At 42.3% G+C, this 24,416-nt stretch carries 36 protein-coding genes; 2 read left to right on the top strand and 34 right to left on the bottom strand.

Annotation, left to right across the window (positions count from 1 at the left end; all coding sequences use genetic code 11):
• Nucleotides 1-61: 61 nt before the first annotated feature.
• Nucleotides 62-2,464, bottom strand: a complete 2,403-nt coding sequence (locus tag CLV51_RS09830; protein WP_106527867.1) for an alpha-ketoacid dehydrogenase subunit alpha/beta — start codon at nucleotides 2,462-2,464, stop codon at nucleotides 62-64.
• A 202-nt stretch (nucleotides 2,465-2,666) separates the two neighbouring features.
• On the opposite strand from CLV51_RS09830, the gene CLV51_RS09825 reads away from it, so the two are divergent.
• Together CLV51_RS09825 and CLV51_RS09820 are read left to right on the top strand one after the other, a co-directional pair.
• Nucleotides 2,667-3,077, top strand: a complete 411-nt coding sequence (locus CLV51_RS09825; RefSeq protein WP_106528792.1) for a DUF1573 domain-containing protein — start codon at nucleotides 2,667-2,669, stop codon at nucleotides 3,075-3,077.
• 107 nt (nucleotides 3,078-3,184) lie between these two features.
• Nucleotides 3,185-4,384 (top strand): pyridoxal phosphate-dependent aminotransferase, encoded by a 1,200-nt coding sequence (locus CLV51_RS09820; protein ID WP_106527866.1) that lies wholly within the window; start codon nucleotides 3,185-3,187, stop codon nucleotides 4,382-4,384.
• 478 nt (nucleotides 4,385-4,862) lie between these two features.
• On the opposite strand, the gene CLV51_RS29780 is transcribed toward CLV51_RS09820, so the two are convergent.
• From CLV51_RS29780 to rpsJ, 33 genes are all read right to left on the bottom strand, one after another.
• Nucleotides 4,863-4,991 carry a hypothetical protein gene (locus CLV51_RS29780; protein ID WP_281261525.1) on the bottom strand — a complete coding sequence of 43 codons (129 nt, stop codon included), beginning with the start codon at nucleotides 4,989-4,991 and terminating at the stop codon, nucleotides 4,863-4,865.
• A gap of 103 nt (nucleotides 4,992-5,094) precedes the next feature.
• Nucleotides 5,095-6,216 (bottom strand): glutamine-hydrolyzing carbamoyl-phosphate synthase small subunit, encoded by a 1,122-nt coding sequence (gene carA, locus CLV51_RS09815; protein ID WP_106527865.1) that lies wholly within the window; start codon nucleotides 6,214-6,216, stop codon nucleotides 5,095-5,097.
• Between the two features lie 137 nt (nucleotides 6,217-6,353).
• The gene (locus CLV51_RS09810) at nucleotides 6,354-7,181 is read right to left on the bottom strand and encodes a hypothetical protein (RefSeq protein ID WP_106527864.1); all 828 of its coding nucleotides are present in this window, start codon (nucleotides 7,179-7,181) and stop codon (nucleotides 6,354-6,356) included.
• Nucleotides 7,182-7,292: 111 nt separating this feature from the next.
• Nucleotides 7,293-7,784, bottom strand: coding sequence for a 50S ribosomal protein L17 (rplQ, locus tag CLV51_RS09805; RefSeq protein WP_106527863.1), 492 nt, complete (start codon nucleotides 7,782-7,784; stop codon nucleotides 7,293-7,295).
• Between the two features lie 124 nt (nucleotides 7,785-7,908).
• Entirely contained in the window at nucleotides 7,909-8,904 is a 996-nt protein-coding gene (locus CLV51_RS09800; protein ID WP_106527862.1) for a DNA-directed RNA polymerase subunit alpha, read from the bottom strand.
• 68 nt (nucleotides 8,905-8,972) lie between these two features.
• The gene (gene rpsD / locus CLV51_RS09795; protein ID WP_106528791.1) at nucleotides 8,973-9,578 is read right to left on the bottom strand and encodes a 30S ribosomal protein S4; all 606 of its coding nucleotides are present in this window, start codon (nucleotides 9,576-9,578) and stop codon (nucleotides 8,973-8,975) included.
• 154 nt (nucleotides 9,579-9,732) lie between these two features.
• Complete coding sequence (gene rpsK, locus CLV51_RS09790; protein ID WP_079470752.1) at nucleotides 9,733-10,134, bottom strand: 30S ribosomal protein S11; 402 nt, start codon at nucleotides 10,132-10,134, stop codon at nucleotides 9,733-9,735.
• Between the two features lie 108 nt (nucleotides 10,135-10,242).
• Complete coding sequence (rpsM, locus tag CLV51_RS09785; protein ID WP_106527861.1) at nucleotides 10,243-10,623, bottom strand: 30S ribosomal protein S13; 381 nt, start codon at nucleotides 10,621-10,623, stop codon at nucleotides 10,243-10,245.
• 59 nt (nucleotides 10,624-10,682) lie between these two features.
• Entirely contained in the window at nucleotides 10,683-10,799 is a 117-nt protein-coding gene (rpmJ, locus tag CLV51_RS09780) for a 50S ribosomal protein L36 (RefSeq protein WP_073083232.1), read from the bottom strand.
• Between the two features lie 72 nt (nucleotides 10,800-10,871).
• A complete protein-coding gene (gene infA / locus CLV51_RS09775) occupies nucleotides 10,872-11,090 on the bottom strand; it encodes a translation initiation factor IF-1 (protein WP_012789309.1) in 219 nt (72 codons plus the stop codon).
• A gap of 149 nt (nucleotides 11,091-11,239) precedes the next feature.
• Nucleotides 11,240-12,040 (bottom strand): type I methionyl aminopeptidase, encoded by an 801-nt coding sequence (gene map / locus CLV51_RS09770; protein WP_211301980.1) that lies wholly within the window; start codon nucleotides 12,038-12,040, stop codon nucleotides 11,240-11,242.
• 173 nt (nucleotides 12,041-12,213) lie between these two features.
• Nucleotides 12,214-13,560, bottom strand: a complete 1,347-nt coding sequence (secY, locus tag CLV51_RS09765) for a preprotein translocase subunit SecY (RefSeq protein WP_106527859.1) — start codon at nucleotides 13,558-13,560, stop codon at nucleotides 12,214-12,216.
• Between the two features lie 78 nt (nucleotides 13,561-13,638).
• Nucleotides 13,639-14,085 (bottom strand): 50S ribosomal protein L15, encoded by a 447-nt coding sequence (gene rplO, locus CLV51_RS09760; protein ID WP_106527858.1) that lies wholly within the window; start codon nucleotides 14,083-14,085, stop codon nucleotides 13,639-13,641.
• Between the two features lie 122 nt (nucleotides 14,086-14,207).
• The gene (gene rpmD, locus CLV51_RS09755; RefSeq protein WP_106527857.1) at nucleotides 14,208-14,393 is read right to left on the bottom strand and encodes a 50S ribosomal protein L30; all 186 of its coding nucleotides are present in this window, start codon (nucleotides 14,391-14,393) and stop codon (nucleotides 14,208-14,210) included.
• Nucleotides 14,394-14,488: 95 nt separating this feature from the next.
• Complete coding sequence (rpsE, locus tag CLV51_RS09750; RefSeq protein ID WP_106527856.1) at nucleotides 14,489-15,007, bottom strand: 30S ribosomal protein S5; 519 nt, start codon at nucleotides 15,005-15,007, stop codon at nucleotides 14,489-14,491.
• A 51-nt stretch (nucleotides 15,008-15,058) separates the two neighbouring features.
• The gene (rplR, locus tag CLV51_RS09745; RefSeq protein ID WP_106527855.1) at nucleotides 15,059-15,412 is read right to left on the bottom strand and encodes a 50S ribosomal protein L18; all 354 of its coding nucleotides are present in this window, start codon (nucleotides 15,410-15,412) and stop codon (nucleotides 15,059-15,061) included.
• A 90-nt stretch (nucleotides 15,413-15,502) separates the two neighbouring features.
• Complete coding sequence (rplF, locus tag CLV51_RS09740) at nucleotides 15,503-16,057, bottom strand: 50S ribosomal protein L6 (protein ID WP_106527854.1); 555 nt, start codon at nucleotides 16,055-16,057, stop codon at nucleotides 15,503-15,505.
• Nucleotides 16,058-16,186: 129 nt separating this feature from the next.
• Nucleotides 16,187-16,585, bottom strand: a complete 399-nt coding sequence (gene rpsH, locus CLV51_RS09735; RefSeq protein ID WP_106527853.1) for a 30S ribosomal protein S8 — start codon at nucleotides 16,583-16,585, stop codon at nucleotides 16,187-16,189.
• A 104-nt stretch (nucleotides 16,586-16,689) separates the two neighbouring features.
• On the bottom strand, nucleotides 16,690-16,959 hold the full coding sequence (gene rpsN, locus CLV51_RS09730) for a 30S ribosomal protein S14 (protein WP_106527852.1): 270 nt from the start codon (nucleotides 16,957-16,959) through the stop codon (nucleotides 16,690-16,692).
• Nucleotides 16,960-16,979: 20 nt separating this feature from the next.
• Nucleotides 16,980-17,555, bottom strand: coding sequence for a 50S ribosomal protein L5 (gene rplE / locus CLV51_RS09725; RefSeq protein WP_106527851.1), 576 nt, complete (start codon nucleotides 17,553-17,555; stop codon nucleotides 16,980-16,982).
• Nucleotides 17,555-17,893 (bottom strand): 50S ribosomal protein L24, encoded by a 339-nt coding sequence (gene rplX / locus CLV51_RS09720; RefSeq protein WP_106527850.1) that lies wholly within the window; start codon nucleotides 17,891-17,893, stop codon nucleotides 17,555-17,557. The genes rplE and rplX overlap by 1 nt, the downstream gene beginning before the upstream one ends.
• A 178-nt stretch (nucleotides 17,894-18,071) precedes the next feature.
• Complete coding sequence (gene rplN / locus CLV51_RS09715; protein ID WP_079470765.1) at nucleotides 18,072-18,440, bottom strand: 50S ribosomal protein L14; 369 nt, start codon at nucleotides 18,438-18,440, stop codon at nucleotides 18,072-18,074.
• A 75-nt stretch (nucleotides 18,441-18,515) separates the two neighbouring features.
• On the bottom strand, nucleotides 18,516-18,776 hold the full coding sequence (gene rpsQ / locus CLV51_RS09710) for a 30S ribosomal protein S17 (protein WP_106527849.1): 261 nt from the start codon (nucleotides 18,774-18,776) through the stop codon (nucleotides 18,516-18,518).
• A gap of 89 nt (nucleotides 18,777-18,865) precedes the next feature.
• Nucleotides 18,866-19,066, bottom strand: coding sequence for a 50S ribosomal protein L29 (gene rpmC / locus CLV51_RS09705; RefSeq protein WP_106527848.1), 201 nt, complete (start codon nucleotides 19,064-19,066; stop codon nucleotides 18,866-18,868).
• A gap of 68 nt (nucleotides 19,067-19,134) precedes the next feature.
• Nucleotides 19,135-19,554 (bottom strand): 50S ribosomal protein L16, encoded by a 420-nt coding sequence (rplP, locus tag CLV51_RS09700; protein WP_106527847.1) that lies wholly within the window; start codon nucleotides 19,552-19,554, stop codon nucleotides 19,135-19,137.
• 55 nt (nucleotides 19,555-19,609) lie between these two features.
• Nucleotides 19,610-20,404, bottom strand: coding sequence for a 30S ribosomal protein S3 (gene rpsC / locus CLV51_RS09695; protein ID WP_106527846.1), 795 nt, complete (start codon nucleotides 20,402-20,404; stop codon nucleotides 19,610-19,612).
• 63 nt (nucleotides 20,405-20,467) lie between these two features.
• Entirely contained in the window at nucleotides 20,468-20,815 is a 348-nt protein-coding gene (gene rplV, locus CLV51_RS09690) for a 50S ribosomal protein L22 (RefSeq protein WP_106527845.1), read from the bottom strand.
• Between the two features lie 97 nt (nucleotides 20,816-20,912).
• Nucleotides 20,913-21,179 (bottom strand): 30S ribosomal protein S19, encoded by a 267-nt coding sequence (gene rpsS, locus CLV51_RS09685; protein WP_106527844.1) that lies wholly within the window; start codon nucleotides 21,177-21,179, stop codon nucleotides 20,913-20,915.
• 68 nt (nucleotides 21,180-21,247) lie between these two features.
• Nucleotides 21,248-22,081, bottom strand: coding sequence for a 50S ribosomal protein L2 (rplB, locus tag CLV51_RS09680; protein ID WP_106527843.1), 834 nt, complete (start codon nucleotides 22,079-22,081; stop codon nucleotides 21,248-21,250).
• A gap of 85 nt (nucleotides 22,082-22,166) precedes the next feature.
• The gene (gene rplW, locus CLV51_RS09675; RefSeq protein WP_106527842.1) at nucleotides 22,167-22,466 is read right to left on the bottom strand and encodes a 50S ribosomal protein L23; all 300 of its coding nucleotides are present in this window, start codon (nucleotides 22,464-22,466) and stop codon (nucleotides 22,167-22,169) included.
• A gap of 64 nt (nucleotides 22,467-22,530) precedes the next feature.
• A complete protein-coding gene (gene rplD / locus CLV51_RS09670; protein ID WP_106527841.1) occupies nucleotides 22,531-23,169 on the bottom strand; it encodes a 50S ribosomal protein L4 in 639 nt (212 codons plus the stop codon).
• A 1-nt stretch (nucleotide 23,170) separates the two neighbouring features.
• Nucleotides 23,171-23,788: a 50S ribosomal protein L3 gene (rplC, locus tag CLV51_RS09665; protein WP_106527840.1), complete on the bottom strand. Its 618-nt coding sequence runs from the start codon at nucleotides 23,786-23,788 to the stop codon at nucleotides 23,171-23,173.
• Between the two features lie 193 nt (nucleotides 23,789-23,981).
• Entirely contained in the window at nucleotides 23,982-24,287 is a 306-nt protein-coding gene (gene rpsJ, locus CLV51_RS09660) for a 30S ribosomal protein S10 (RefSeq protein ID WP_012789286.1), read from the bottom strand.
• Nucleotides 24,288-24,416: the final 129 nt, after the last annotated feature.

Genomic DNA, 24,416 nt, shown 5'->3' with positions numbered 1-24,416 from the left:
ACGCAACAAAAAAGGCTAACCAATGGTCAGCCTTTTTATATTTTTCAGGTAGATGAGGATGTTATTCTTCCATCATCTCCATTACTACTCTTACTACATCTTCGGTGTTTGGTTTGGAGAAGTAATCCCCATCAGAACCATAAGCAGGGCGATGCGCCTGTGCGCTCATGGTACGTGGTGCTACATCCAGCCAGCGATAACCACCCTGATTTTCCATCACCTGCTGGAACATATAAGCAGTTCCGCCACCAGGTACATCTTCATCTATAAAGAGGATGCGGTTGGTTTTTTCCAGTGATTTTACAATACTGTGGTTAATATCGAAAGGCAATAAAGTCTGCACATCTATCAGTTCACAGGAAACGCCCATTTCATTTAATGTTACCATCGCTTCTTCCACAATGCGTGTCATAGAACCGTAAGTAACCAGGGTGATATCTGTTCCTTCCTGCAGTATTTCAGGTATGCCTAATGGTACGGTGTACGTTTCCAGGTTGGCAGGCAATTTTTCTTTTAAACGATAACCGTTTAATGATTCAATCATCAGTGCCGGTTCGTTGGCTTGTAACAGGGTATTATACATACCAGCTGCCTGCACCATATTACGTGGTACGCATACATACATGCCGCGGAGGGAGTTGATGATCATGCCCATTGGAGAACCGCTGTGCCAGATACCTTCCAGGCGATGGCCGCGGGTACGTACAATGATCGGGCAATAGGTCATGCCTTTGGTACGGTATTGCAGGGAGGCCACATCATCACTGAGTGGTTGTAAGCCGTACAACAGGTAGTCCAGGTACTGGATTTCAGCAATAGGGCGAAGACCACGCAATGCCATACCAATGCCTTGTCCCATGATGGTAAGTTCACGTATGCCGGTATCAGCAATACGATCTTTACCATGTTTCTGTTGTAATCCGGCGAAGCCCTGGTTTACATCACCAATCTTACCAACATCTTCACCAAAAGCAAACACTTTAGGATTGTTGGTAATCAGCTGATCAAAATATTTATTCAGTACTTCATACCCATTTACAGTAATACCATCTTCTTCGTAGATAGCCGGAACAACGGGTACATTCAAAGCAGAGTTTACACCGGTAGCATACAGGTAGGTATTATAATTTTCTTTTCCTGCCTGCAGATATTGATCGTAGAACTGTTGTAATGATTGTACGGCAGGATCTTTTTTCAGATGCTTATGTTTCAGCAGAATAATAGCGGCGGCTTTCAGTACATCTCTGCGCAGTGGTTCACGGTTATGCTGCAAATCACGGACAGCCAGATTAACCATAGCAGTATCGGCACCGGCTACTGAAGCAACAGGGGTTACCAGGGAGATGAATGACTGCACATCTTCTTTAATCGGCGCAATGTACTTTTCCCACGCTGCCTTACGGGCTTCCTGTGCTTTCACTTTGGCAGCTGCTTCTACTTCGATCAGCGCAGATTCTTCACATAAAGCATTTTCAATGATCCAGGAGCGCATCTTGGCGTTACAGTCAAATTCTTTCTCCCAGGAAAGACGTTCCTTGCTTTTGTAACGTTCATGAGAACCGCTGGTAGAATGGCCTTGCGGCTGTGTAATCTCTTCTACGTGAAACAATGCAGGAACATGGGTTTCGCGCATTTTGCGGATACCTGCTTCAAACACTTCACACATGCCGGCATAATCCCAGCCCTTTACATTATATATATCAAAGCCATTGGTGTCTTCCTTTTTACGGAAGCCTTCCAGTGCTGCACTGATAGAATTTTTTGTAGTCTGATATTTACGGGGAACGGAAATACCATAACCATCATCCCATACAAATACTGCCAGTGGTACCTGGAGTACGCCTGCTGCATTCATGGTTTCCCAGAAATGACCTTCAGACGTAGAGGCGTCACCGATAGTAGCAAAACATATTTCCTTTCCGTTGTCAGACAATCCTTTAAACTGATGTAACGTTTCTACTTCCCGGAACATTTTAGAGGCATATGCCAATCCCAGTGCACGTGGCATCTGACCTGCAGTAGGTGCGATGTCAGCTGCGGAGTTCTTCATCTCCGTCAGATTGCGCCAGTTACCATCCTTATCAATATTAGAGGTGGCAAAATGCGCGTTCATCTGCCGTCCACCGGAAAACGGATCGTTTTTCAGGTCCGGATCAGCATATAACTGCGAAAAGAATTGTTCGGGAGTGGCGATACCAGTGGCAAACGCAACAGTTTGATCGCGGTAATAACCGGAACGGTAGTCGCCGGGCTGAAAGTATTTGGACATTGCTATCTGCGCCACCTCTTTACCATCTCCAAAAATGCCAAACTTTGCCTTACCTGTAAGCACTTCCTTACGGGCCAGCAGACTAACCTCCCTGCTATCGCAGGCCAACCTGTAGTCATTTAACACCTCCTTGCGGAACTCTTCGAATGACAACCGGCTTTCTATATTCATAGCTAGTTCGTTATTTTCTATCATGCCTCTTGGTTAAAGTACAAAAGTAAGGTTAATTATACAGTTGAGAAATGCCGTAAATCTCTCATTTAAAATAATCTGATTTTTTTTAATAAGAATTTAATAAATTGTAAGGTATGTAATGCTTTTTGGCCGTAAATTTGTTATCGGCTAGAAAGATATTCATATTTTTTAACCGGTCGATTTAAAAAACCATCATATGAAAATGAAAAAATTCATCTTATCCCTATTTGCGAGCATGCTGTTGACTACAGCGCTGTGGGCTCAAACTACGCCAGCTCCTCAAAATGCAGCAGATGCAAAAGTAAAATTTGTAAAAGAAACGGTTGATTTTGGTAAAACAGAGCTGAACAAACCTGTTTCTGTTGACTTCGAATTCACCAACATTTCCAAAGAACCGATTTTGATTGAAGCTGCCCGCGCAAGTTGCGGTTGCACTACACCAAAATGGACACAAGAACCGATCCTGCCTGGTAAAAAAGGTAAAGTAACCGCTAGCTATAGCGCAAACGGTTTGGGTCAGCAGAATAAAACCATCTGGGTTAAGTTCAGAGGCGTGGATCAGGACAAGGAATTGCACCTGACCGGTACAGTAGGTGGAGGTACCAACAACTAACATTCGCACTGAAACATATTTAAGACCTTACAGCACAATGCTGTAAGGTTTTTTTGTTGCCCATAGTATCCCCTATCTTTGCAACGCAAAAGAATCAAAACAATTTTATGCCTACCATTAGCCAGAGAGGTGAGCAAATGCCGCCTTCTCCCATCAGAAAGCTTGTACCCTTCGCTGAAGCAGCAAAGAAAAGAGGTGTTAAAGTATATCACCTCAACATCGGGCAGCCGGATATTGAAACACCTAAGCCGGTACTGGATGCGGTGCGTCATTCCGATTTCAAGATCCTGGAATACAGCCACAGCGCAGGAAATGAAAGCTATCGCCGCAAACTGGTTACCTATTATGAAAGATTCAACATCTCTCTTAATCATAACCAGATCATTGTAACTACCGGTGGTTCTGAAGCCATTGTATTTGCATTCATGGCCTGCCTGGATCCGGGAGATGAAGTGATTGTTCCGGAACCTTTTTACGCCAACTACAACGGGTTTGCAGTAGAGGCCGAAGTGAAAATAAAAACCATTACAGCCAGCATTAAAACCGGTTTTGCGTTACCCGCTATGGCCGATTTTGAAAAAGCCATTACACCACGTACCAAAGCGATCCTGATCTGTAACCCAAATAACCCAACCGGTTATCTGTATAGCCAGGCAGAAATGGAAGTACTGAAAGAGCTGTGCCTGAAACATAACCTGTTCCTGTTCTCCGATGAAGCCTACCGCGAGTTTTGCTACAGTGGTCAGCATTTTTCCGCGATGAACCTGGAAGGAATGGAAAACAATGTGATACTGATGGATACCATCTCCAAGCGTTACAGCGCATGTGGTGGTCGTATAGGCGCATTTGTTACTAAAAATCAATCTGTGCTGGATGCTACTATGAAGTTTGCGCAGGCACGCCTCAGTCCTCCTTCTTTTGCACAAATTGCCGGTGAAGCTGCAGTAGATCTGCCTGCTGATTATTTTGACGGTATCAAAGCCGAGTACCTGAGCCGTCGGGATATATTGGTAAAAATGCTGAATGAGATCCCGGATGTATTTTGTCCTAATCCAGGTGGAGCTTTCTACGCTATGGCCAGTTTACCTATCGACGATTCCGATAAGTTCTGTCAGTGGATGCTGGATTCCTTCTCTTACGAAGGCCAAACGGTGATGATGGCGCCTGCAACCGGGTTTTATGCTACACCTGGGTTGGGGAAAAATGAAGTGCGCCTGGCTTATGTGCTCAATACAGAAGACATTCGTCATGCCATGGTCTGCCTGAAAAAGGCATTAGAGATATATCCTGACCGAACTAACAAATAATTTTGGGCTTAAAATAAGTAGTTAGATAAAGTAATAAGAAGAGTAAACATATTATTAATAATTTAATGTTTATTTTTTTCGCCGAAAAGGCAATTATTTAACATCCAATGCTTGGAATTTTCATGTTTTATTTTGTATATTTGATAAAGAAACAGCAACAACACGAAAATAACTCATAAATAAAAATATTTACAAATACGATGGACTGCAAAATCTAAACTTGTTTAAGAAAAATTTAACCTGCATTATTTCTTAGAACGTTTATTTGGTCCGACCTTTGAATTGTTATTACAGCATAAGATTTATCAGTCTTCTGTAAAACTCAAAGATTAACTAAAACGTTTTAGCAAAATATCGTATTTTTGTATCAGTTTTTCATAACGTGGAATTTATAAAGGCAAACGGCTCTGATCACAGAGCCGTATTTTTTTGTCCCAATCCCGGTATATTCTTCGAAAAACAAGCATAAATCAACAGATTATGCCAATGATCCAAAATATTCAGCAACTGATTTCACCATTACACGTCTTTTTTCTATAATATTGTTATGTAATAAAACGGCGGAAACACTATTGCCTAGTTGCATAGTAATTTCGTTTGTTTTCATAACGTGGAATTTTAAAATGCAACGGTCCCGATTCCTCGGGACCGTCTTCATTTTAGCTATAAGCGTTTAGCTTTTAGCTATTAGTAAATTATATGCTTAAAAGCTAAAGGCTGGCAGCTTTATTCGCTCTGATCATCTCAAAGAAATCATCAAACAAATAACGGCTATCAAACGGACCAGGGGTTGATTCCGGGTGATACTGTACGCTGAATGCCGGCTTGTTCTTGATACGAATACCTTCTACGGAGTGATCATTCAGGTTAACGTGCGTAACCTCCACGTTATCACTGGCAGCTATGGCTTTAGGATCAACCGCAAAACCGTGGTTTTGGGTAGTGATCTCACACAAACCTGTTTTCAGGTTTTTTACCGGATGGTTTAAACCACGGTGACCATGGTGCATCTTGTAAGTTGGAATATCATTGGCCAATGCCAGCAGCTGATGTCCCAGGCAGATACCGAACATCGGTCTTTCTGCAGCCAGGATTTTTTTCACCGTATCTACTGCGTATTTCAACGGAGCCGGATCGCCGGGACCATTAGAAATAAAGTAAGCATGTGGCTTAAATTCTTCGCACACTTCAAATTTGGTGTCGGTAGGAAATACCTGCAGGTATGCGCCTTTTTCAGACAAACATTTCAGCATATTCCTCTTTACCCCATTATCCAGTACTGCAATACGGATGTCCGATGCCGGATCTCCTATATTGTATACCTCTTTGGTGGTTACTTCCTGGCATAAGGCCAAACCTTCCATTGACGGCACTTTCGCCAATTCAACTTTCAGCTTTTCTACGTCCAGTTCTTCTGAAGAGATAATACAGTTCATAGCACCTTTGCTACGGATGTGAGACACGAGGGCACGGGTATCAACATCATAAATGGCTACCAGGTTATTGTCGGTCAGGAACGTTTCCAGTGACGCATCAGCCATCTTCCTGGAATAGTTATACGCAATATTCTTAGCGATCAAACCGCTGATCTTCACACTGCTACTTTCTACGTCATCTTTCTTGGTGCCGTAGTTCCCAATGTAGCAGTTGTTCATAATAAGTACCTGTCCTTTGTAAGAAGGGTCTGTAAACACTTCCTGGTAACCCGTCATACCGGTATTGAAAGCTAGTTCACCGGCGGCAGTGCCAATTTTCCCAAAAGCTTTTCCCTGAAAAACCGTACCGTCGTCTAACAGCAGTATGGCAGGTTGGATGGTTCTTGTCTGAGGCATTTCTGGTATCTGTCTTGTTTTATATTTTAAAAAAAACCTTCAAGGGTGTAAAAGCCCTGAAGGTTCGGATAAAAAACCGTGCAAAGTTATGAAATGCAACAGTTAATTGCAGATTTTTTTTACCAGAAATAAATATGTTACTTAATTTTTACAGATTTCAATACTCTTTGTGCCACCTGCTGGCCTATCTGATCATCATCCCGGTAGTTTATATGAATTTGCCAGCGGCTATTTCCCTTAATCATTACCAGGTTACAAAATGCCAGACGGATAGCACTTTTATACAGGTAATTACCTTCCTCCAGTATACCTGGCAGACCGGAAATCAATACTGGTACTGACTTACACTGTATATCCGTTATCTCTCCTCCCAATTGCATAGCGTTATGTGACTGGGCAACAGCTTCTTCCACGCTATTGGCCACATTGCTCAAATAGCTGAACATGTTGACAGATATTTGTATACCACCGCCATCTTCATTTTTATAACTTTTGGAATATTCAATGCTTTTAGCCTCCTCACCTTCCAGTGGCTGATCATGCACCCACAATTTCACAGGAGTGCTTATTTCCAGTGCCTGACGCCCAATAGTGGCCGTTTGCCAGCTGCTGTACAAGCTACTCTTTGCTACTTTTGGGTACAGCAAGGTATATACCGCACGTTTACCGAATAAAGTACCTGCCGTAGCTACCAGTACTGTTAAGAGAGAAAAAAAGAGAATTACTTTACCCCTGTTGGCCGGCTGAAACTGTTTTTTCACCCAGGCTATCGCCATATTTGGCTTTTCTATTTTTATGGAGATGCCTACTTTTTGCTGGTACTCCGGAAAAGAAGCCATGGGATGCGTTTTACGCCACTCTGCAAAAGTATGGGGGAGCTTTTTGCCGCACTCATCACAAAAAGTGAGGTACTCTGACTTAATTGCATTGGCATGACCACAGCTGTCGCATTTCAGGTATTTCATAGGAGGGTAGTTAATAATACTACTGTAATATTACGAAATATCTGCATTTATCTATGCATAAAAAAAGGACAAAGCGAGGCTTTGTCCTTTTTTCGTATCGTTACTATAAGATTATTCAGCAGATTTTTCTTCTGTTGTAGTGTCAGCAGCTTTAGTTTCAGTTGCTTCATCACCTTTTTTCTTAGCACCACCGGCACGACGTGTTTTCTTAGCAGCAGTTTTTTCAGTTGATACTCCGTAGATTTCGTTGAAATCTACCAGTTCAATCATCGCAACTTCTGCGTTATCTCCATGACGTTTACCCAGCTTAATGATACGGGTGTAACCACCAGGACGGGTAGCTATTTTCTCACTGATCGTGCTGAACAGTTCCTTGATAGCTTCTTTATCCTGCAGGTAGCTGAACACAATTCTACGGTTGTGGGTAGAATCGGTTTTGCCTCTTGTCAGCAGCGGCTCAACGTACACACGCAGGGCTTTAGCCTTTGCCAGTGTAGTGTTGATACGTTTATGGCTGATCAGTTCGCAAGCCAGATTGGACATCAGGGCTTTACGGTGGGAAGCAGTTCTGCTTAATTTGTTTAATTTAACTCCGTGACGCATGACATTATTTGTTTTAACCCTTACACCGTGTCAGGAATTGCAAGGTACTTTGTTTAGATATTAGCTGTTAGCTATTAGCTTTTAGCACTAAACGCTAACAGCTAATGGCTAATAGCTGTTAAGACTATTCTTCTTCCAGTTTCAGTTTAGAAAGATCCATACCGAAGTGCAGACCTCTTTCACCTAATACCTGTTCAATTTCGCTCAGTGATTTCTGGCCAAAGTTTCTGAACTTCATCAGTTCTTCCTGTTCGTATTGTACCAGTTCGCTCAATGAATTGATTTTAGCTGCTTTCAGACAGTTGAATGCACGCACACTCAGATCGAGATCTTCCAGTGGTGTTTTCAGGATCTTACGCAGTTGCAGTGTTTGTTCGTCTACCACGTCTTCTTTCTCCGTGTCTTTAGTATCAAAGCTGATGTTTTCATCAGTAATGATCATCAGATGCTGGATCAGAATGCGGGAAGCCTGTTTTACTGCTTCTTCCGGATGAATAGTACCATCTGTGATCACCTCCATTACGAGCTTCTCATAGTCAGTTTTCTGTTCAACACGGGTATTTTCTATGCTGTACTTTACGTTCTTGATAGGCGTAAAGATAGAGTCGATAGCGATGTAGCCAAATATTGCATCTTTGGGCTTGTTTTCTTCAGCCGGAACATAACCACGACCTTTGCCGATAGTCAATTCGATATCCAGCTTAGCAGAAGGATCCAGGGTGCAGATTAACAGCTCAGGATTCATGATCTGGAAAGCACTGGTGGCTTTTTCAATCATATCCGCACGAAATTCTGTTTTACCCTTGATCGATAGCGTGATCTTTTCGTTCGTTACATCACTCTCAGAGATCTTCTTAAAACGAACCTGTTTCAGATTCAGAATAATCTCAGTAACGTCTTCAGTAACACCTTTCAGTGTAGCGAACTCGTGATCTGCCCCTTCGATCTTAATACCCACAATGGCATAGCCCTCCAAAGAAGACAACAGTACGCGACGTAACGCATTACCGACAGTCACAGCATAACCTGGTTCTAATGGACGGAATTCGAATTGAGCTTCAAAGTCGGTAGACTTCTGCAATACGATCTTATCAGGTTTCTGGAAATTTAAAATTGCCATTGATATGATAGATTTATTTGTTTAAATATGAGGTTAGTCCATGACCAAGGCCATGGACTAATTATTTATTACTTAGAGTACAATTCTACAATCAGTTGTTCCTTGATATTCTCAGGAACGCTCTCTCTCTCAGGATAAGCAATGAATATACCTTTCATTTCTTTTTCGCTCCAATCTAACCAGCTAAACTTAGGATTTTTTCCACGAATAACGCTGGTCAATGCAGAATTGTTTGCGGTTTTGTTTTTCAGGCTGATAACATCTCCTGGTTTCAGTTGGAAAGAAGGAGTATTAACAACGACACCGTTAACAGTTACGTGCTTGTGAGAAACCAGCTGACGTGCAGCAGGGCGGGAAGGTGCGATACCCAGACGGAAAACAGTGTTATCCAGACGGGCTTCGAGCAATTTGATCAATACTTCACCGGCAACACCTTTTCTACGGGTAGCTTCGTCGAACAGGTTACGGAACTGACGCTCCAGCAAACCATAAGTGTATTTTGCTTTCTGTTTTTCTCTCAGCTGCAGTGCGTATTCACCTAATTGTTTGCGTTTACGATTAGCACCATGCTGACCCGGAGGGTTACTGTTTTTACTTAAATACTTGCCATTACCGAGAATGGGTTCACCAAAAATTCTGGAAATTTTGGTCTTTGGTCCTGTGTACCTTGCCATGATTAAATATACTTTAGATTTTTTAGTTAATGGTGCATGCTCTTCAAAAAATCTGAAAACCTGATCATACACCCATTTATAAATAATAAACTACAAACTCCAGATACCAAACTTCGTAAGAAATCTGGTATCTGGAATCTGTGAATATATATTTCTATACTCTTCTCTTCTTAGGAGGACGGCAACCGTTGTGAGGTAAAGGCGTAACGTCTTTAATCATGTTCACTTCGATACCGGAGTTAGCGATAGCGCGGATAGCACTTTCACGACCAGCACCCGGGCCTTTAACAAAAACATCTGCTCTTTTCAGACCAGAGTCCATTGCAACTTTAGCAGCATCCTGTGCAGCCAGCTGAGCTGCATAAGGAGTGTTCTTTTTAGAACCTCTGAAGCCCATCTTACCCGCAGAAGACCAGGAAATTACCTGACCGTGCTTATTGGTAATGCTAACAATGATGTTGTTAAAGCTAGCGGAGATGTGTACGTCTCCGTAGTTATCTACTTTTACTACCCTCTTTTTATTAGCAGCAGTTTTTGTATTATTTGCTTTTGCCATAATGATTTAAATTCCAAATATGAAATTCCAGATCCCAAATTTACACGACTCAATGTCCTTGAAACCCCTCTGATTCGGAATTGGGATTTCAACCTGGGATTTTATTTATTATTTCTTAGTTGCTTTTTTCTTACCAGCCACTGTCTTACGTTTACCTTTACGGGTACGGCTGTTGGTACGTGTACGCTGACCTCTTACCGGTAAGCCTTTCCTGTGGCGTAAACCGCGGTAGCAAGCGATATCCAGCAAACGCTTGATATTCATTTGTACTTCAGAACGCAGTTGACCCTCTACCTTAAACTCACCGTTGATAACATTACGGATGGCAGCTTGTTCATCATCATTCCAATCCCGCACTTTTTTGTTGAAATCAATTTCCGCCTTGTTCAGGATATATTGGGCGGTAGAACGGCCTATACCAAAGATATAGGTGAGGCCAATTTCTCCTCTTTTATTTTTAGGAAGATCTATACCGGCTATACGTGCCATATTTCTATTTTAGATTTTATGATTCTGATTAAAAAATCAAATTCCGTTAGGGGAATCGATTAACCCTGGCGTTGTTTAAAACGAGGATTCTTTTTGTTGATTACCAACAAAACACCTTTTCTACGAACTATTTTACAATCCGCGCTTCTTTTTTTGATTGCAGCTCTTACCTTCATGATTAATACTTTATAAAAGGTTATGATATTTGTTAAATTGTAACTTCCAAACTCTTCTATTCCGTGCCGACCTTATTTGTATCTGAAAATTATACGGCCTCTTGATAAATCGTATGGGCTCATCTCCACTCCAACCTTATCTCCTGGCAGAATGCGGATATAGTGCATCCTCATTTTTCCAGAAATGGTGGCCAGGATCTCATGCCCATTTTCCAATTTTACACGGAACATAGCGTTCGACAAGGCTTCTAAAATAATTCCATCCTGCTTAATGAGTGCCTGTTTTGCCATAAAAATTTTTAGGACTGCAAAGATAGCATTTATCTTTTGAAATAGAAAAATTTACCGTGATTATTATTAATATTGCCAGTTTTCTTACTAAAACCTACCTGATTTCTCGTTAAAACCCACATAATATTAGACAAATACACTATTCAGCATCAGTAATTTGTGTTCAATTCGGGGTTATTTTTCTCTGCTTTTTCGATATCCACGTAAGTAGATAAAACATCTGCTTTACCTTTTCCTACCGCTACTGTATGCTCAAAGTGTACAGAAGGACTGCCATCACGGGTAGCTACTGTCCAGCCATCTTCCAGGTATTCCACATCCTTGGTACGGAGGTTGATCATAGGCTCAATGGCTATTACCAATCCTTCCTTCATCACAGGGCCACTACCGCGTTTACCATAGTTAGGCACCTGAGGATCTTCGTGCAGGTTTCTGCCAAGGCCATGCCCCACCAGCTCCCTTACAACGCCGTAACCACGCTCTTTCTCTGTGTATTCCTGAATAGCGTATGAGATATCACCTACCCTGTTACCCACAATTGCTTTCTCAATGCCTTTGTAAAGAGAAGCTTTAGTAGCCGCCATCAGTCGAAGTACATTTTCAGGTACATTACCGATTGCAAAGGTATAGGCACTGTCTGCATGATAACCGTTCATATAAACGCCTACGTCCACTGTGAGGATATCACCGTCTTTCAGCACATATTTGTTGGGGATGCCATGCACTACTTCTTCATTTACAGAAATGCAGCAAGCATTCGGGAAACCTTTGTAATTTTTAAAAGAAGGAGTTGCACCATTCTCAACGATAAACTTATCCGCCACTGCATCTACATCAAGTGTGCTCATTCCGGGTTTCATGGCTTTGGCCACTTCTGCCAGGGCAGCACTCAGGAGGAGGGCGCTTTTACGTATCAGCTCTATTTCTTCCTTCGTCTTATAATGAATCATAACAATCCTTGTTTCTTAAGCTGTTAGCCATTAGCTATAAGCTGTTAGAGAAAGAATTCTGCTAAAAGCCAATAGCTAAAGGCTAACTGCTTTATTCAAAATAATATAGCCACTAAAGCGTAAAAGCTTCTGTGGCTATTTTATTGTTATTGTTCGCCGGAGCGTTCAATTACTTATGCGTTAGCCGGGGCAGTTCTGCCTTTGATACGGCCGGTGCTCATGAGTCCATCATAATGGCGCATCAGCAGCTGGCTTTCGATCTGTTGCAGTGTATCCAGGATAACTCCCACCATGATCAACAGTGAAGTACCACCAAAGAAGGTAGCAAAGTTACTGTTAATCTTAAAGGCAGCAGCTACGCCTGGCAATATACCAACGATGGCCAGGAAAAATGCACCTGGTAAAGTGATACGGTCCATTACCGCGCCGATATAATCGGCAGTGGATTTACCTGGTTTAATGCCAGGAATGAAGCCGTTATTACGTTTCATTTCATCCGCCATTTGGGTTGGATTGAAGATCAACGCAGTATAGAAGTAGGTAAATACAATTACAAGTACCGCATATATCAGGTTATACCAGCTATTAGTGTGATCACTAAAGATGCGGATAAAGCCGGATGCACTCTCAGAAGAAGTTGCAAAGCCTATCGCAGTAGCAGGTATGAACATAATAGCCTGGGCAAAGATGATTGGCATTACACCTGCAGCATTCACCTTCAGGGGAATGAACTGGCGTACACCACCATATTGTTTGTTACCCACAATACGTTTCGCGTAATTCACCGGTATTTTTCGCGTACCCTGAACAAGCAGGATAAGCCCAACCGTAATTAAGATAAAGATGGCAATTTCTATGAGGAACAGGATCGGTCCACCCGCTTCACCTGCTACCTTACTGGAGAACTCTGCCACTAAAGCCTGTGGCAAACGGGCAAGGATACCCATCATGATGATGATGGAAGTACCGTTACCAATACCTTTATCTGTGATCTTTTCACCAAGCCACATTACAAACAGGGTACCTGCAGTAAGTACAATGGTAGTAGAGAGCCAGAAGAAAAAGGTGCCATATTCAGGCATAATAGCGCCACCGGATTGATTACGCAGATAAGCTACGTAAGCGCTCGCCTGGAAACCTGTTACTATTACTGTGAGATAACGGGTAAACTGGTTAATCTTTTTGCGGCCGCTTTCACCTTCCTTCTGGAGTTTCTGGAAATAAGGTACTGCTATTGTTAATAACTGAATAGCAATTGACGCGGAAATGTAGGGCATAATACCCAACGCAAATATAGAGGCCCTTGAAAACGATCCGCCGGCAAACATGTTCACCAATCCTAAAATACCTTGATTAGAATTCTTTTCAAAGTTGGAGGTAAGATCGTTTGCATCAATACCAGGCAAAGCGATATAGGATCCTACACGGTAGATGAGGACCAGGAGCAGGGTGGTCAGGATGCGGTTACGCAAATCCTCAATACTCCAGATATTCTTAATCGTTTCGATAAATTTCTTCACAGGAAGATAAAGGTTTAATAGCGCTATTAAATATGAAAAGACGCACTACTCCGTAGGCGTCTCCTCAGTCGTAAAGTCTTATACCAGTTCTACTGATCCACCCGCTGTTTCGATGGCCTGCTTAGCTTTCTCACTGATCGCGTTCACTTTAACAGTAACCTTGGTCTTGAGTTCTCCGTTAGCGAGAATCTTAACTTTGGCCGTTCTGCTAATCAGACCGTTCATGAACAAGCTTTCCATATTGAACTCCTGGATACCGTATTTCTCAACTAAATTGTCGAGCTGACCCAGGTTAAAGATTGTAAATTCTTCACGGAAAATGTTTTTGAAACCGCGTTTTGGCATACGGCGTTGGATTGGCATCTGACCGCCTTCGAAGCCTCTTTTGCTGGAATAACCAGCACGTTGCTGGATACCTTTGTTACCTTTTGTAGAGGTACCACCTTTACCGGAAGCCTCACCACGTCCAAGACGTTTTTCTTTATGTACAGCCCCTTGTGCAGGCTTTAATGAATGCAGATTCATAATTAATTGTTTTTACTTGCGCGGAAATTAACCGCTCGCTTTAATCTAGAATAAAAATGGTAAAGTCACAAATGTAAAGGTAAGATTATCAACGGACAATCCCACAGCAGTGTTACTTATTACTAAGCGTTAACTTCTGCTACTGTTACAAGGTGATTCACTTTACGAACCATTCCCAAGATCTGAGGAGTTGCTTCTACTTCAACAGTAGCGTGCATCTTAGTCAGGCCCAGTGCTTTCAAGGTCAGTTTCTGCCTTTCAGAACGGTCTATACCACTTTTCACTTGAGTGATCTTAATCTTTGCCATAAACCCCTATCCGCCGAAGGCGGAGTAATTTAATTGTTAATGAATTATTTTCAAAATATCCGGAAACTACTATGCCCGTGAGAGCGCAGTAATTATCATCCGTTGAAAACTTTTTTCAGGGAGATTCCTCTGGTTTTAGCTATGCTGATTGGCTCACGTAACATGCCCAATGCTTTGAAAGTAGCTTTAACCACGTTATGCGGATTAGCAGAACCCAAAGATTTAGCCAGAACGTCCGTAACACCAGCACTTTCCAGCACTGCACGCATAGAACCTCCAGCGATTACACCAGTACCATGAGCAGCTGGTTTAATCAATACTTTGGCAGCGCCTTCTTTCGCAAACTGATCGTGAGGGATAGTACCGTGCATAACAGGAACCTTAATCAGGTTCTTTTTTGCATCGTCTATACCTTTCGTGATAGCTTGCTGCACTTCTTTAGCTTTACCAAGACCGTGACCTACTACACCGTTTTCGTTACCTACTACTACCAGTGCGGAAAAACTGAATGTACGACCGCCTTTAGTGGTTTTAGTAACACGGTTGATCGCCACAACTTTCTCTTTCAGCTCCAGATCACCAGCCTTTACTTTATTGAATGAATTCTTTGCCATTTTATTTTATAAGAATTACTTGTTCAGAATTATAAGATTCGGACTTCGTGATTAAAACTGAAGACCGCCTTCTCTTGCTCCGTCAGCTACGCATTTCACGCGGCCATGATATAAATAACCACTTCTATCGAAAATGCAAGTGGTGAGACCCAGCGCGATAGCTTTAATACCCAGCGCTTTACCTACCAATGTAGCTTTTTCAGATTTAGTGCCTTGCTGTGCTTTGATATCCTTATCACGGGAAGAAGCTGAAGCCAGGGTAGTGCCATTGGTATCGTCGATCAATTGCACATAGATATCGCCATTACTGCGAAATACAGATAATCTTGGTGCTTGTGCAGTACCGGAGATTTTCTTACGGATGCGGTAGCGGATTTTCTGTCTCCTGTTAACTTTTGTGCTCATTTTGAGTTTTATTTTATTACCCCGATGCTGCCGGGATATCTGTTAAAATTAGCTAACCAGCTATTGAAGCTGATTAGCTAATTAAAAATTTTATTTACCAGCCGATTTACCAGCTTTCTTACGTACCACTTCATCACTGTAGCGAACACCTTTACCTTTGTAAGGCTCTGGTTTACGGAGACCGCGGATTTTCGCAGCAACCTGACCCAGTAATTGGTTATCGATACCTTCCAGCATGATCTTAGGGTTCTGACCTTTTTCAGTCAGGGTAGCTACCTTCAGTTCTTTAGGAATTTCGAAAACGATATTGTGAGAATAACCTAATGCGAGATCCAGTAACTGACCGTTGTTTGTTGCTTTATAACCAACACCCACCAGTTCCAGTTGTTTTTTGAAACCAACAGTTACACCTTCTACCATATTAGCCAGTAAAGCGCGGTATAAACCGTGGAGTGCTTTGTGACGAATCTGTTCAGTTGGGCGAATCACTGTTAATACTCCTTCCTTCACTTCTACCTTCATGTCCCTATCGATGTTCTTTTTCAGTTCACCTTTTGGACCTTTTACGGTTATTTCATTGGAAGCGGATACAGTAACTGTAACACCGCTAGCCAATTTGATAGGACTTTTACCTATACGTGACATAACTTTAATTTAAAGTTGATTATTGTGATATTGTTTACCGGTTATCCGTGTTCAGCGCCGTATAGTGAGCTTAATTGTCAGATAACTTATGCGAACTATTGGTTGCATAACAACCAATAGTTCAATATATTAATAGATGAAGCAAACTACTTCGCCACCTACGTTTTGAGCTTTGGCTTCTTTATCGGTCATTACACCTTTAGAAGTAGAGATGATAGCCACGCCTAAACCGTTCTTCACACGTTTAAAATCCTCTGGTTTAGAGTACTGACGTAAACCTGGACGGCTGATACGTTGTATTTCCTTGATAGCGGGCTCTTTTGTTAAAGGATCGTACTTCAAAGCGATTTTGATTACGCCTTGTTTAGTATCTTCTTCAAATTTGTACTTCAGGATATAACCTTTATCGTACAGAATTTCTGTAATACGTTTTTTCAGCTTGGAAGCCGGGATTTCCACAATCCTGTGGGTGGCCATTTGCGCGTTCCGGATTCTTGTCAGGAAGTCTGCTATTGGATCAGTAACCATTGTGTAATAGTTTGATAATGTTTACAATGCGATATCCAATCATTAAATTAGATGGGACTCAAATAACTTTCTTGATTGAGAGATTTTCATCTCTTATTTTACTCTTACCAGCTGGCTTTTCTAACGCCAGGGATTTTACCTGCGAGTGCCAAGTCACGGAACATGTTCCTGCAAAGACCAAAATGACGCATGTAGCCTTTAGGACGACCGCTCAATTGGCATCTGTTATGCAGACGAACAGGAGATGCATTCTTAGGCAGTTGATCCAGTGCTGTGTAGTCACCGGCAGCTTTCAGGGCAGCACGCTTTTCAGCAAACTTTGCTACCATTGCTTCTCTTTTCCTTTGTCTGGCTTTTACGGATTCTTTTGCCATAATTATATTATCGTTTCGATTTACTGATTATCTTTTTTCATACCCTTGAACGGCATACCCATTTCCTTCAGCAGCTCGTAAGCTTCTTCGTTGGTGTTTGCAGTTGTAACGAAGGTGATATCCATACCGGACATTTTCGTTACTTTATCGATATCGATTTCAGGGAAGATGATTTGTTCGGTGATACCCATTGTGTAGTTACCACGACCGTCAAAAGCTTTTTCGTTCACACCTTTGAAGTCACGTACACGTGGCAAAGATACCGCGATCAAACGATCCAGGAAGTCATACATGTTAGTGCTGCGTAAAGTTACACGTGCACCGATAGGCATGTTCTTTCTCAGTTTGAAGTTGGAGATATCCTTCTTAGACATAGTAGCGATAGCTTTCTGACCGGAGATACGGGTCATTTCGTCTACAGCGATGTCTACCAGTTTTTTATCACCTACAGCACCGTTGATACCCTGGTTCAGGCAAATCTTTACCAGGCGAGGAACCTGCATTACACTTTTGTAGTTGAATTTCTTCATCAGTGCAGATTTAACTTCCTCGTGGTATTTAGTCTGCAGTCTCGGAGTATATTTCGCGTTTGACATTATTTAATTTCCTCCCCTGATTTTTTAGCGATACGAATTAATTTACCAGTTTCTCTCTGCCTGTTAACTCTGGTTGGTTGACCAGCTTTAGCATCCCACAGCATCACGTTAGAGATAGCAATAGGTGCTTCCTGCTTAACAATACCACCTTTGGTATTTTGAGCAGTTGGCTTTGTGTGTTTGGTAATAATGTTAACGCCTTCTACAAGAATGCGGGCTTTATCAGGATTTACTTCCAGCACTTTACGCGCTTTAGTTCTGTCCTTGTCATCGCCGGCAATTACCGCAACCAGGTCGCCTTTCTTAATGTTAAATTTAGGCTTAAATCTAGTTTTCATTACTTTGATTTATTTATAAACGCCAAGCGAAACAGTTGTTTCGCTTGATTAATGTTTTTTCTCGTTTTGCAAACGGGCTGCAAAGATAAGAAATAATTCGGGATTTTGAGATTTTTTGATTTCCGGTCATGATTTAACATTTCCTCCGTCTAAAAACCTCAAAATCCTTTCAGTTTCCTTATAATACCTCAGGAGCGAGGGAGATAATTTTCATATAACCCTTGTCTCTCAGCTCACGTGCAACCGGACCGAAAATACGGGTACCGCGAGGTTCGTCTGAGTTATTCAGCAGTACAACCGCGTTGTCATCGAAACGGATATAAGAACCGTCTTTACGACGTAATTTATTCTTAGTTCTTACGATTACAGCTTTAGTAACCATACCTTTCTTTACACCACCACCAGGCATTGCATCCTTAACGGTTACTACAATTTTATCGCCTACGCCAGCGTAGTCCTGACCGGAGTTACCTAACACGCGGATGCAAAGTACTTCCTTAGCACCACTATTGTCAGCTACACTCAGTCTTGATTCTTGTTGTATCATCGAAATGAGATTTGATATTGTTTAATCAGCGGCTGTAACCGGGATTGCCGGATACAGCTTGAAACAAATAAATAATTATTTTACTTTAGCGATTACTTCTACCAGTCTCCAGCACTTGTTCTTGCTCAAAGGACGAGTTTCCGCAATTCTTACGGTATCGCCGATGCTGCACTCGTTTTTATCGTCGTGCGCCATGAACTTGGTAGTTTTTTTCACGAATTTACCATAGATCGGGTGCTTTACCTTACGCTCCACCTTAACGGTGATGGTTTTATCCATTTTGTTGCTGGCAACCACACCAATCCTGGTTTTTCTTAATTTTCTTTCGGTCGTCATTGTTGAAAGTATTTAACCCTCCGTGAGGAGGTCATAAATGTGTTATACTAATGCTATTCAGCAGTCCCGGTTTAGCCGGGACTGAAGATTTAGAAGCCCAGTTGTCTTTTACGCAATTCAGTATTCATGCGTGCGATATCGCGTCTTACGCCACGAATGCTCATCGGATTCTCGATTGGCGTAATTGCATGACCGAATGTCATCTTTTTCAAGCGGAGTTCCTCAGCAGAGATTTTCTCTTTAAGGTCTTGTTCGCTCAGGCCTTTCAGATCCAGCTTTTCTTTTGCCATTGTATTGAGTTTGATTCAGCTTGCTGCCGGGGCAGCTCGCCGGATTTTTAGTTATTGTGTACCTGTAATTAAGCAACGAAATCGCGGCTAGTTACAAATTTTACTTTAATGGGCAGTTTTTGTGCTGCGAGTTCCATTGCTTCTTTTGCTACCTGTAAGGAAACGCCATCAGCTTCAAATAAAATTCTACCGGGTTTTACTACTGCTGCCCAATGGTCAGGAGCACCTTTACCTTTACCCATCCTCACTTCCAAAGGCTTAGCAGTGATAGGTTTGTCAGGGAATATGCGGATCCATACGTTACCTTCACGTTTCATGTGCCTTGTCAGCGCAACACGTGCAGCTTCGATCTGCCTGTCAGTGATCCACTTAGGTTCTAATGCTTTAAGACCGAAAGTACCAAAGGAGAGGGTAGCGCCTCTTTTAGCGTTCCCTTTGATGCGGCCTTTGTGCATCTTCCTGTGTTTCGTTCTTTTTGGCTGTAACATCGTCTATGTTGTTAATGTTAATAGTAATTGTTAATGTTTGCTTTACCGCCAGATATTATCTACGGCCACCGCCACGGTGTTCACCACCGCCGCCTCTTCTTTCACCACCACCGCGGTGATCTCTGCGTTCGCCGTGATGTTCTCTGCGTTCGCCATGACCACCAGTGCCACGGTTATCGCCTTCTTTACCGGTTAAAACGTTCGGATTCAGGTCGCGTTTACCAAGTACTTCACCTTTACAGATCCATACTTTGATACCGATTTTACCATAAACCGTTAAAGCGAACAGGGAAGCGTAATCGATGTCCATACGGAAAGTATGTAAAGGCACGCGACCTTGTTTCATTTCTTCGGAGCGGGCAATTTCAGCGCCACCTAAACGGCCACTGATTTTAACCTTGATACCTTCAGCACCCATTCTCAGCGCAGTAGCAATTGCCATTTTGATAGCACGTTTGTAGTTGATACGGCTTTCAATTTGTTTAGCGATTGTTTCAGCAACGATGTTAGCATCCATCTCAGGGCGGCGGATCTCCAGAATATTAATCTGAACATCTTCCTTACCTGTCAGTTTCTTCAGCTCTTCTTTGATGCGGTCCACTTCGTTACCACCTTTACCAATGATGATACCAGGCTTAGAAGTATGAACAGTGATGATTAACTTACCTAAAGTTCTTTCGATCACAACTCTTGAGATGCCGCCTTTATTGATACGGGCATTCAAATAAGTTCTGATCTTGTTATCTTCGATCAGTTTGGTAGCAAAATCTTTTTTGCTGCCATACCAATTAGAGTCCCATCCTCTGATGATACCTAACCTGTTACCAATAGGATTTGTTTTCTGACCCATGTTCTGGTTATTTGTCTATTAGTTTAATAGTTTTGTTTCTATCTCGTTTCCGATGTGCACTAATTATTGTGCTTTACCGTCAACTACAATCGTTACGTGGTTACTTCTCTTGCGGATACGGTAACCCCTTCCCTGTGGAGCTGGGCGCATTCTTTTCAGCGTGCGGCCACCATCAACAAAAACGGTTTTTACGATCAGGTTAGCATCTTCTACCCTTGCACCTTCGTTTTTAACTTTCCAGTTTGCGATAGCGGATACCAGTAGTTTTTCTAAAGGTACGCTAGGGTGCTTCGGATGGAATTTCAAAATATTCAAAGCCTTTTCTACATCCAGACCACGTATTAAGTCTGCCAGCAAACGCATTTTGCGGGGAGATGTAGGATTATTATTCAGCTTAGCTACTGCTTCCATTGTTATTAATTTCTTTTATTATTTAGTGTCTGATGTCTGTTGTTTGATGTTATCGGTTTGAAACCTATTCTTCAAACCTCAAACCTCAGACTAAAATTTACATTTTCTTGTTTACGTGTCCTCTAAAGTTACGTGTAGGAGCAAATTCGCCCAGTTTATGACCAACCATAAATTCCGTTACATAAACAGGAATAAATTTGTTGCCATTGTGAACTGCGAAAGTGTGACCAACGAAATCAGGAGTGATAGTAGAACGACGGCTCCAGGTCTTGATAACAGTACGCTTGGTGCCCACATTCATTTTTTCAACTTTATTCTCTAATTTCTGGTCTACGTAAGGACCTTTTTTTATGGAACGAGCCATGTCTTACTGATTTATGATTTTTCAAACCCGGGATCCGATATTGCTACCGGAGCCCGAATTCCGAAATATTATAATTTTTTACCGTTTTTTCTGCTAATGATCAGCTTATCAGAACTCTTATGCGGTTTTCTGGTTTTCAGACCTTTCGCATATTTGCCAGTTCTTGATCTTGGATGGCCGCCGGAAGATTTACCTTCACCACCACCCATTGGGTGATCCACAGGGTTCATAGCCACACCACGAGTGCGGGGCCGTATACCTCTCCAACGGTTAGCACCTGCTTTACCGATGGATTGCAGGGCGTGATCGGAGTTAGAAACAGTACCTACGGTTGCTTTACAAGTATTTAATACTTTGCGCAGTTCACCGGAAGGCATTTTCAGTACGGCATATTTTTCTTCCTTGTTGGACAGCTGTGCGTAAGCGCCGGCGCTTCTTGCGATAGCACCACCTCTACCAGGTTGCAGTTCGATGTTGTGCACAACAGTACCGAGTGGCATGTTTTTCAGTGGTAAAGCGTTACCTACTTCAGGAGCTACGTCAGCGCCGCTAATAACGGTACCGCCAACCTGTAAGCCCTGTGGAGCAATGATGTAACGTTTTTCACCATCTGCATAGCTTACCAGCGCGATAAATGCACTACGGTTAGGATCGTACTCGATCGTTTTAACAGTAGCCGGAATATTTTCCTTATCGCGCTTGAAATCTATTACACGGTATTGTTTCTTGTGACCACCACCTATGTAGCGCATAGACATTCTACCTTGCGCATTTCTACCGCCGGTCCTTTTGATAGGTTCCAGCAGGCTTTTCTCAGGGGTATCCGATGTTAGCTCCGCATAAGCGTTCGCTATTTTCCAGCGGGTACCGGCCGTCATTGGTTTGAACTTCTTCAGTGCCATTACTTCCTAAAAAGTTAAATGTTATTAAATATTAATTGTGATCTGCATATACATCCACATCCCGGCTGTTCAGGCCGGAACGGCACTACATGTTAGCATACAGATCTATAGCTTCACCTTTGGTTACAGTAATAATCGCCTTTTTGTAAGACGGTTTTTTACCTGCAACGAAACCTGCTTTAGTAAAACGTTGTTTTGCTTTACCTGGCATTACAGCAGTATTTACTTCTGCTACGGTTACACCGTAAAACTCTTCCACTGCTTTTTTGATCTCCAGTTTGTTGGCTTTTTTGTCAACAATGAAGTAGTAGCGGTTGAACTTTTCGGTGGCTTTATTCACCTTTTCGGATACTACCGGTTTGATTAAGACGTCTGAAAGTTTCATCTTCTTATAGCTTATAGCTTTTAGCTCTTAGCTTTAGCTTTGTTATTTAATTGGTTTCAACCTCCTAAGCTTCTGCAGGCTCTTCAGTGAAGATTCTCGCAGCGCTTTCTGTAAACACGAGGTAATTACTGTTCATGATGTCGTAAGTATTTACGTCGCTCAGCATGGTACCGTCTACAGTAGGGATGTTTCTCAAAGACAGATAAACATTGTCATTGTATTCAGGCATGATGAACATAGTCTTTTTGCCGTCAACATTGATGTTCAGGTTCTTCAGGAAGCCAACGAATTGTTTGGTTTTAGGCGTTTCCAGCTGCAGATCTTCAACGATGATGATGCTGTTTTCTTTAGCTTTCACTGACAGGGCGGAGATCTTAGCGAGATCTTTCACTTTTCTGTTCAGTTTAAAACCCCAACCGTGCGGTTTTGGTCCAAAGATGGTACCACCACCTTTATACAATGGGTTACGGATGTTACCTTTACGGGCACCACCAGTACCTTTTTGTTTGTGCAGTTTGCGGGAAGCACCTTGTACTTCAGCTCTGGTTTTCACTTTGTGAGTACCCTGACGCTGAGCAGCGAGGTATTGTTTAACAGCCAGGTATATTACGTGGTTGTTAGGTTCAACACCAAAGATTTCCTCAGGAAGTTCAATAGACCTTCCTGTTTTCTTACCTTCTATATTTAAAATGTCGATTTGCATGTTACTTCTGGATTAAAACGATTGAACCAATGTGGCCGGGAACGGAACCACTTACCAGGATATAATTCTTCTCAGGGAATATTTTCAGGATTTTCAGACCTTTCACTTTTATTCTTACGTTACCTGTCTGGCCGGCCATACGCATACCCTTGAAAACGCGGGCAGGATAAGATGATCCGCCAACAGAACCAGGAGCTCTGCTTCTATCGTGCTGACCGTGGGTTGCTTCACCCACACCGCTAAATCCGTGGCGTTTTACAACACCCTGGAAGCCTTTACCTTTGGAAGTGCCTACAACGTCAATTGATTCACCTTCTGCGAAGATTTCACATGTGATGGATTCGCCGAGGGCTTTTTGTACATCCGGGTTACGGAGTTCTTTTACGAAACGTTTGGGAGAGGTGCTTGCTTTCGCGAAGTGACTACTTTCTGCTTTTGTGGTGTGCTTTTCTTTCTTCTCACCGAAAGAAACCTGAATTGCATTGTAACCATCTGTTTCCAGGCTTTTTACCTGGGTTACAACGTTGGGACCCGCTTCGATAATGGTACAAGCTGTTTGCTTACCATTAGACTCGAAGATGCTGGTCATACCAATCTTTTTGCCAATAATACCTTTCATTTTTTATATGATTTTACCCAGCGCCTGGGGGATTTCTAGCTATCCCCAGGATGGGCGGTTTAAATACATTTATTGGGCGGCCGCCCAGAAGGCGCGACCTATGTTTGTTTTGTTAAAATTGTTACTCACTGATAATCAGTAGTGTAACCATAAATCAATAAAAGGCCGGCCTTTCGCCCGCCTTGCTGTTGTCCTATGCTTTAATTTCAACTTCTACTCCGGAAGGTAAATCGAGCTTACTCAGCGCGTCTACGGTTCTGGAAGAAGACGTGTAAATATCCAGTAAGCGCTTGTGTGTACACAACTGGAACTGCTCGCGCGCTTTCTTATTTACGTGCGGAGACCGCAGTACCGTAAATATTTTCTTCTCTGTAGGTAAAGGAATTGGACCTGTTACCACGGCGCCCGTGTTACGCACGGTTTTAACGATCTTCTCAGCAGACTTGTCTACCAGGTTATGATCGTAGGACTTCAGCTTGATTCTTATTCTCTGAGACATATGCAATGAACTTCTTCTTGTTTTTTCCCAATACAATTTGGGAGGGCAAAGGTAACCCGTTTTTTCTATTTGGCAAATAAATCTCAGGAAAAAATAAAAGATACCGGGCAAAAGTGCTGCTCCGGCAAG

This window comes from Chitinophaga niastensis, from assembly GCF_003014755.1.
In the GTDB taxonomy this organism is placed as follows: domain Bacteria; phylum Bacteroidota; class Bacteroidia; order Chitinophagales; family Chitinophagaceae; genus Chitinophaga; species Chitinophaga niastensis.
Note: the sequence above shows the minus strand (reverse complement) of the source record. Positions and strands in the feature narration are given on the sequence as shown.

Bases quoted from the DNA above. Each gene is read 5' to 3' on its own strand.
- rplR (WP_106527855.1), bottom strand. From the start codon at position 15,412: ATGAGCACAAAAGTTAACAGGAGACAGAAAATCCGCTACCGCATCCGT.
- rplW (WP_106527842.1), bottom strand. From the start codon at position 22,466: ATGAAACTTTCAGACGTCTTAATCAAACCGGTAGTATCCGAAAAGGTG.
- rpmJ (WP_073083232.1), bottom strand. From the start codon at position 10,799: ATGAAGGTAAGAGCTGCAATCAAAAAAAGAAGCGCGGATTGTAAAATA.
- rplN (WP_079470765.1), bottom strand. From the start codon at position 18,440: ATGATACAACAAGAATCAAGACTGAGTGTAGCTGACAATAGTGGTGCT.
- CLV51_RS09820 (WP_106527866.1), top strand. From the start codon at position 3,185: ATGCCTACCATTAGCCAGAGAGGTGAGCAAATGCCGCCTTCTCCCATC.
- rpsD (WP_106528791.1), bottom strand. From the start codon at position 9,578: ATGGCAAGGTACACAGGACCAAAGACCAAAATTTCCAGAATTTTTGGT.
- rplV (WP_106527845.1), bottom strand. From the start codon at position 20,815: ATGGAAGCAGTAGCTAAGCTGAATAATAATCCTACATCTCCCCGCAAA.
- rplQ (WP_106527863.1), bottom strand. From the start codon at position 7,784: ATGCGTCACGGAGTTAAATTAAACAAATTAAGCAGAACTGCTTCCCAC.
- rplX (WP_106527850.1), bottom strand. From the start codon at position 17,893: ATGAAAACTAGATTTAAGCCTAAATTTAACATTAAGAAAGGCGACCTG.
- rpmC (WP_106527848.1), bottom strand. From the start codon at position 19,066: ATGGCAAAAGAAAAGCTGGATCTGAAAGGCCTGAGCGAACAAGACCTT.
- rplE (WP_106527851.1), bottom strand. From the start codon at position 17,555: ATGTCAAACGCGAAATATACTCCGAGACTGCAGACTAAATACCACGAG.
- carA (WP_106527865.1), bottom strand. From the start codon at position 6,216: ATGCCTCAGACAAGAACCATCCAACCTGCCATACTGCTGTTAGACGAC.
- rpsC (WP_106527846.1), bottom strand. From the start codon at position 20,404: ATGGGTCAGAAAACAAATCCTATTGGTAACAGGTTAGGTATCATCAGA.
- rplB (WP_106527843.1), bottom strand. From the start codon at position 22,081: ATGGCACTGAAGAAGTTCAAACCAATGACGGCCGGTACCCGCTGGAAA.
- rplC (WP_106527840.1), bottom strand. From the start codon at position 23,788: ATGAAAGGTATTATTGGCAAAAAGATTGGTATGACCAGCATCTTCGAG.
- rpsJ (WP_012789286.1), bottom strand. From the start codon at position 24,287: ATGTCTCAGAGAATAAGAATCAAGCTGAAGTCCTACGATCATAACCTG.
- rpsK (WP_079470752.1), bottom strand. From the start codon at position 10,134: ATGGCAAAAGCAAATAATACAAAAACTGCTGCTAATAAAAAGAGGGTA.
- rpsE (WP_106527856.1), bottom strand. From the start codon at position 15,007: ATGGCAAAGAATTCATTCAATAAAGTAAAGGCTGGTGATCTGGAGCTG.
- CLV51_RS29780 (WP_281261525.1), bottom strand. From the start codon at position 4,991: ATGAAAACAAACGAAATTACTATGCAACTAGGCAATAGTGTTTCCGCC.
- rpsS (WP_106527844.1), bottom strand. From the start codon at position 21,179: ATGGCTCGTTCCATAAAAAAAGGTCCTTACGTAGACCAGAAATTAGAG.
- rplD (WP_106527841.1), bottom strand. From the start codon at position 23,169: ATGCAAATCGACATTTTAAATATAGAAGGTAAGAAAACAGGAAGGTCT.
- CLV51_RS09810 (WP_106527864.1), bottom strand. From the start codon at position 7,181: ATGAAATACCTGAAATGCGACAGCTGTGGTCATGCCAATGCAATTAAG.
- CLV51_RS09825 (WP_106528792.1), top strand. From the start codon at position 2,667: ATGAAAAAATTCATCTTATCCCTATTTGCGAGCATGCTGTTGACTACA.
- map (WP_211301980.1), bottom strand. From the start codon at position 12,040: ATGATTCATTATAAGACGAAGGAAGAAATAGAGCTGATACGTAAAAGC.
- rplF (WP_106527854.1), bottom strand. From the start codon at position 16,057: ATGTCACGTATAGGTAAAAGTCCTATCAAATTGGCTAGCGGTGTTACA.
- CLV51_RS09800 (WP_106527862.1), bottom strand. From the start codon at position 8,904: ATGGCAATTTTAAATTTCCAGAAACCTGATAAGATCGTATTGCAGAAG.
- rpsH (WP_106527853.1), bottom strand. From the start codon at position 16,585: ATGGTTACTGATCCAATAGCAGACTTCCTGACAAGAATCCGGAACGCG.
- infA (WP_012789309.1), bottom strand. From the start codon at position 11,090: ATGGCAAAACAGGCACTCATTAAGCAGGATGGAATTATTTTAGAAGCC.
- rpsQ (WP_106527849.1), bottom strand. From the start codon at position 18,776: ATGACGACCGAAAGAAAATTAAGAAAAACCAGGATTGGTGTGGTTGCC.
- CLV51_RS09830 (WP_106527867.1), bottom strand. From the start codon at position 2,464: ATGATAGAAAATAACGAACTAGCTATGAATATAGAAAGCCGGTTGTCA.
- rplO (WP_106527858.1), bottom strand. From the start codon at position 14,085: ATGAATCTGCATTCATTAAAGCCTGCACAAGGGGCTGTACATAAAGAA.
- rplP (WP_106527847.1), bottom strand. From the start codon at position 19,554: ATGTTACAGCCAAAAAGAACGAAACACAGGAAGATGCACAAAGGCCGC.
- rpsN (WP_106527852.1), bottom strand. From the start codon at position 16,959: ATGGCAAAAGAATCCGTAAAAGCCAGACAAAGGAAAAGAGAAGCAATG.
- rpmD (WP_106527857.1), bottom strand. From the start codon at position 14,393: ATGGCAAAGATTAAGATCACTCAAGTGAAAAGTGGTATAGACCGTTCT.
- rpsM (WP_106527861.1), bottom strand. From the start codon at position 10,623: ATGGCACGTATAGCCGGTATAGATCTTCCTAAAAATAAAAGAGGAGAA.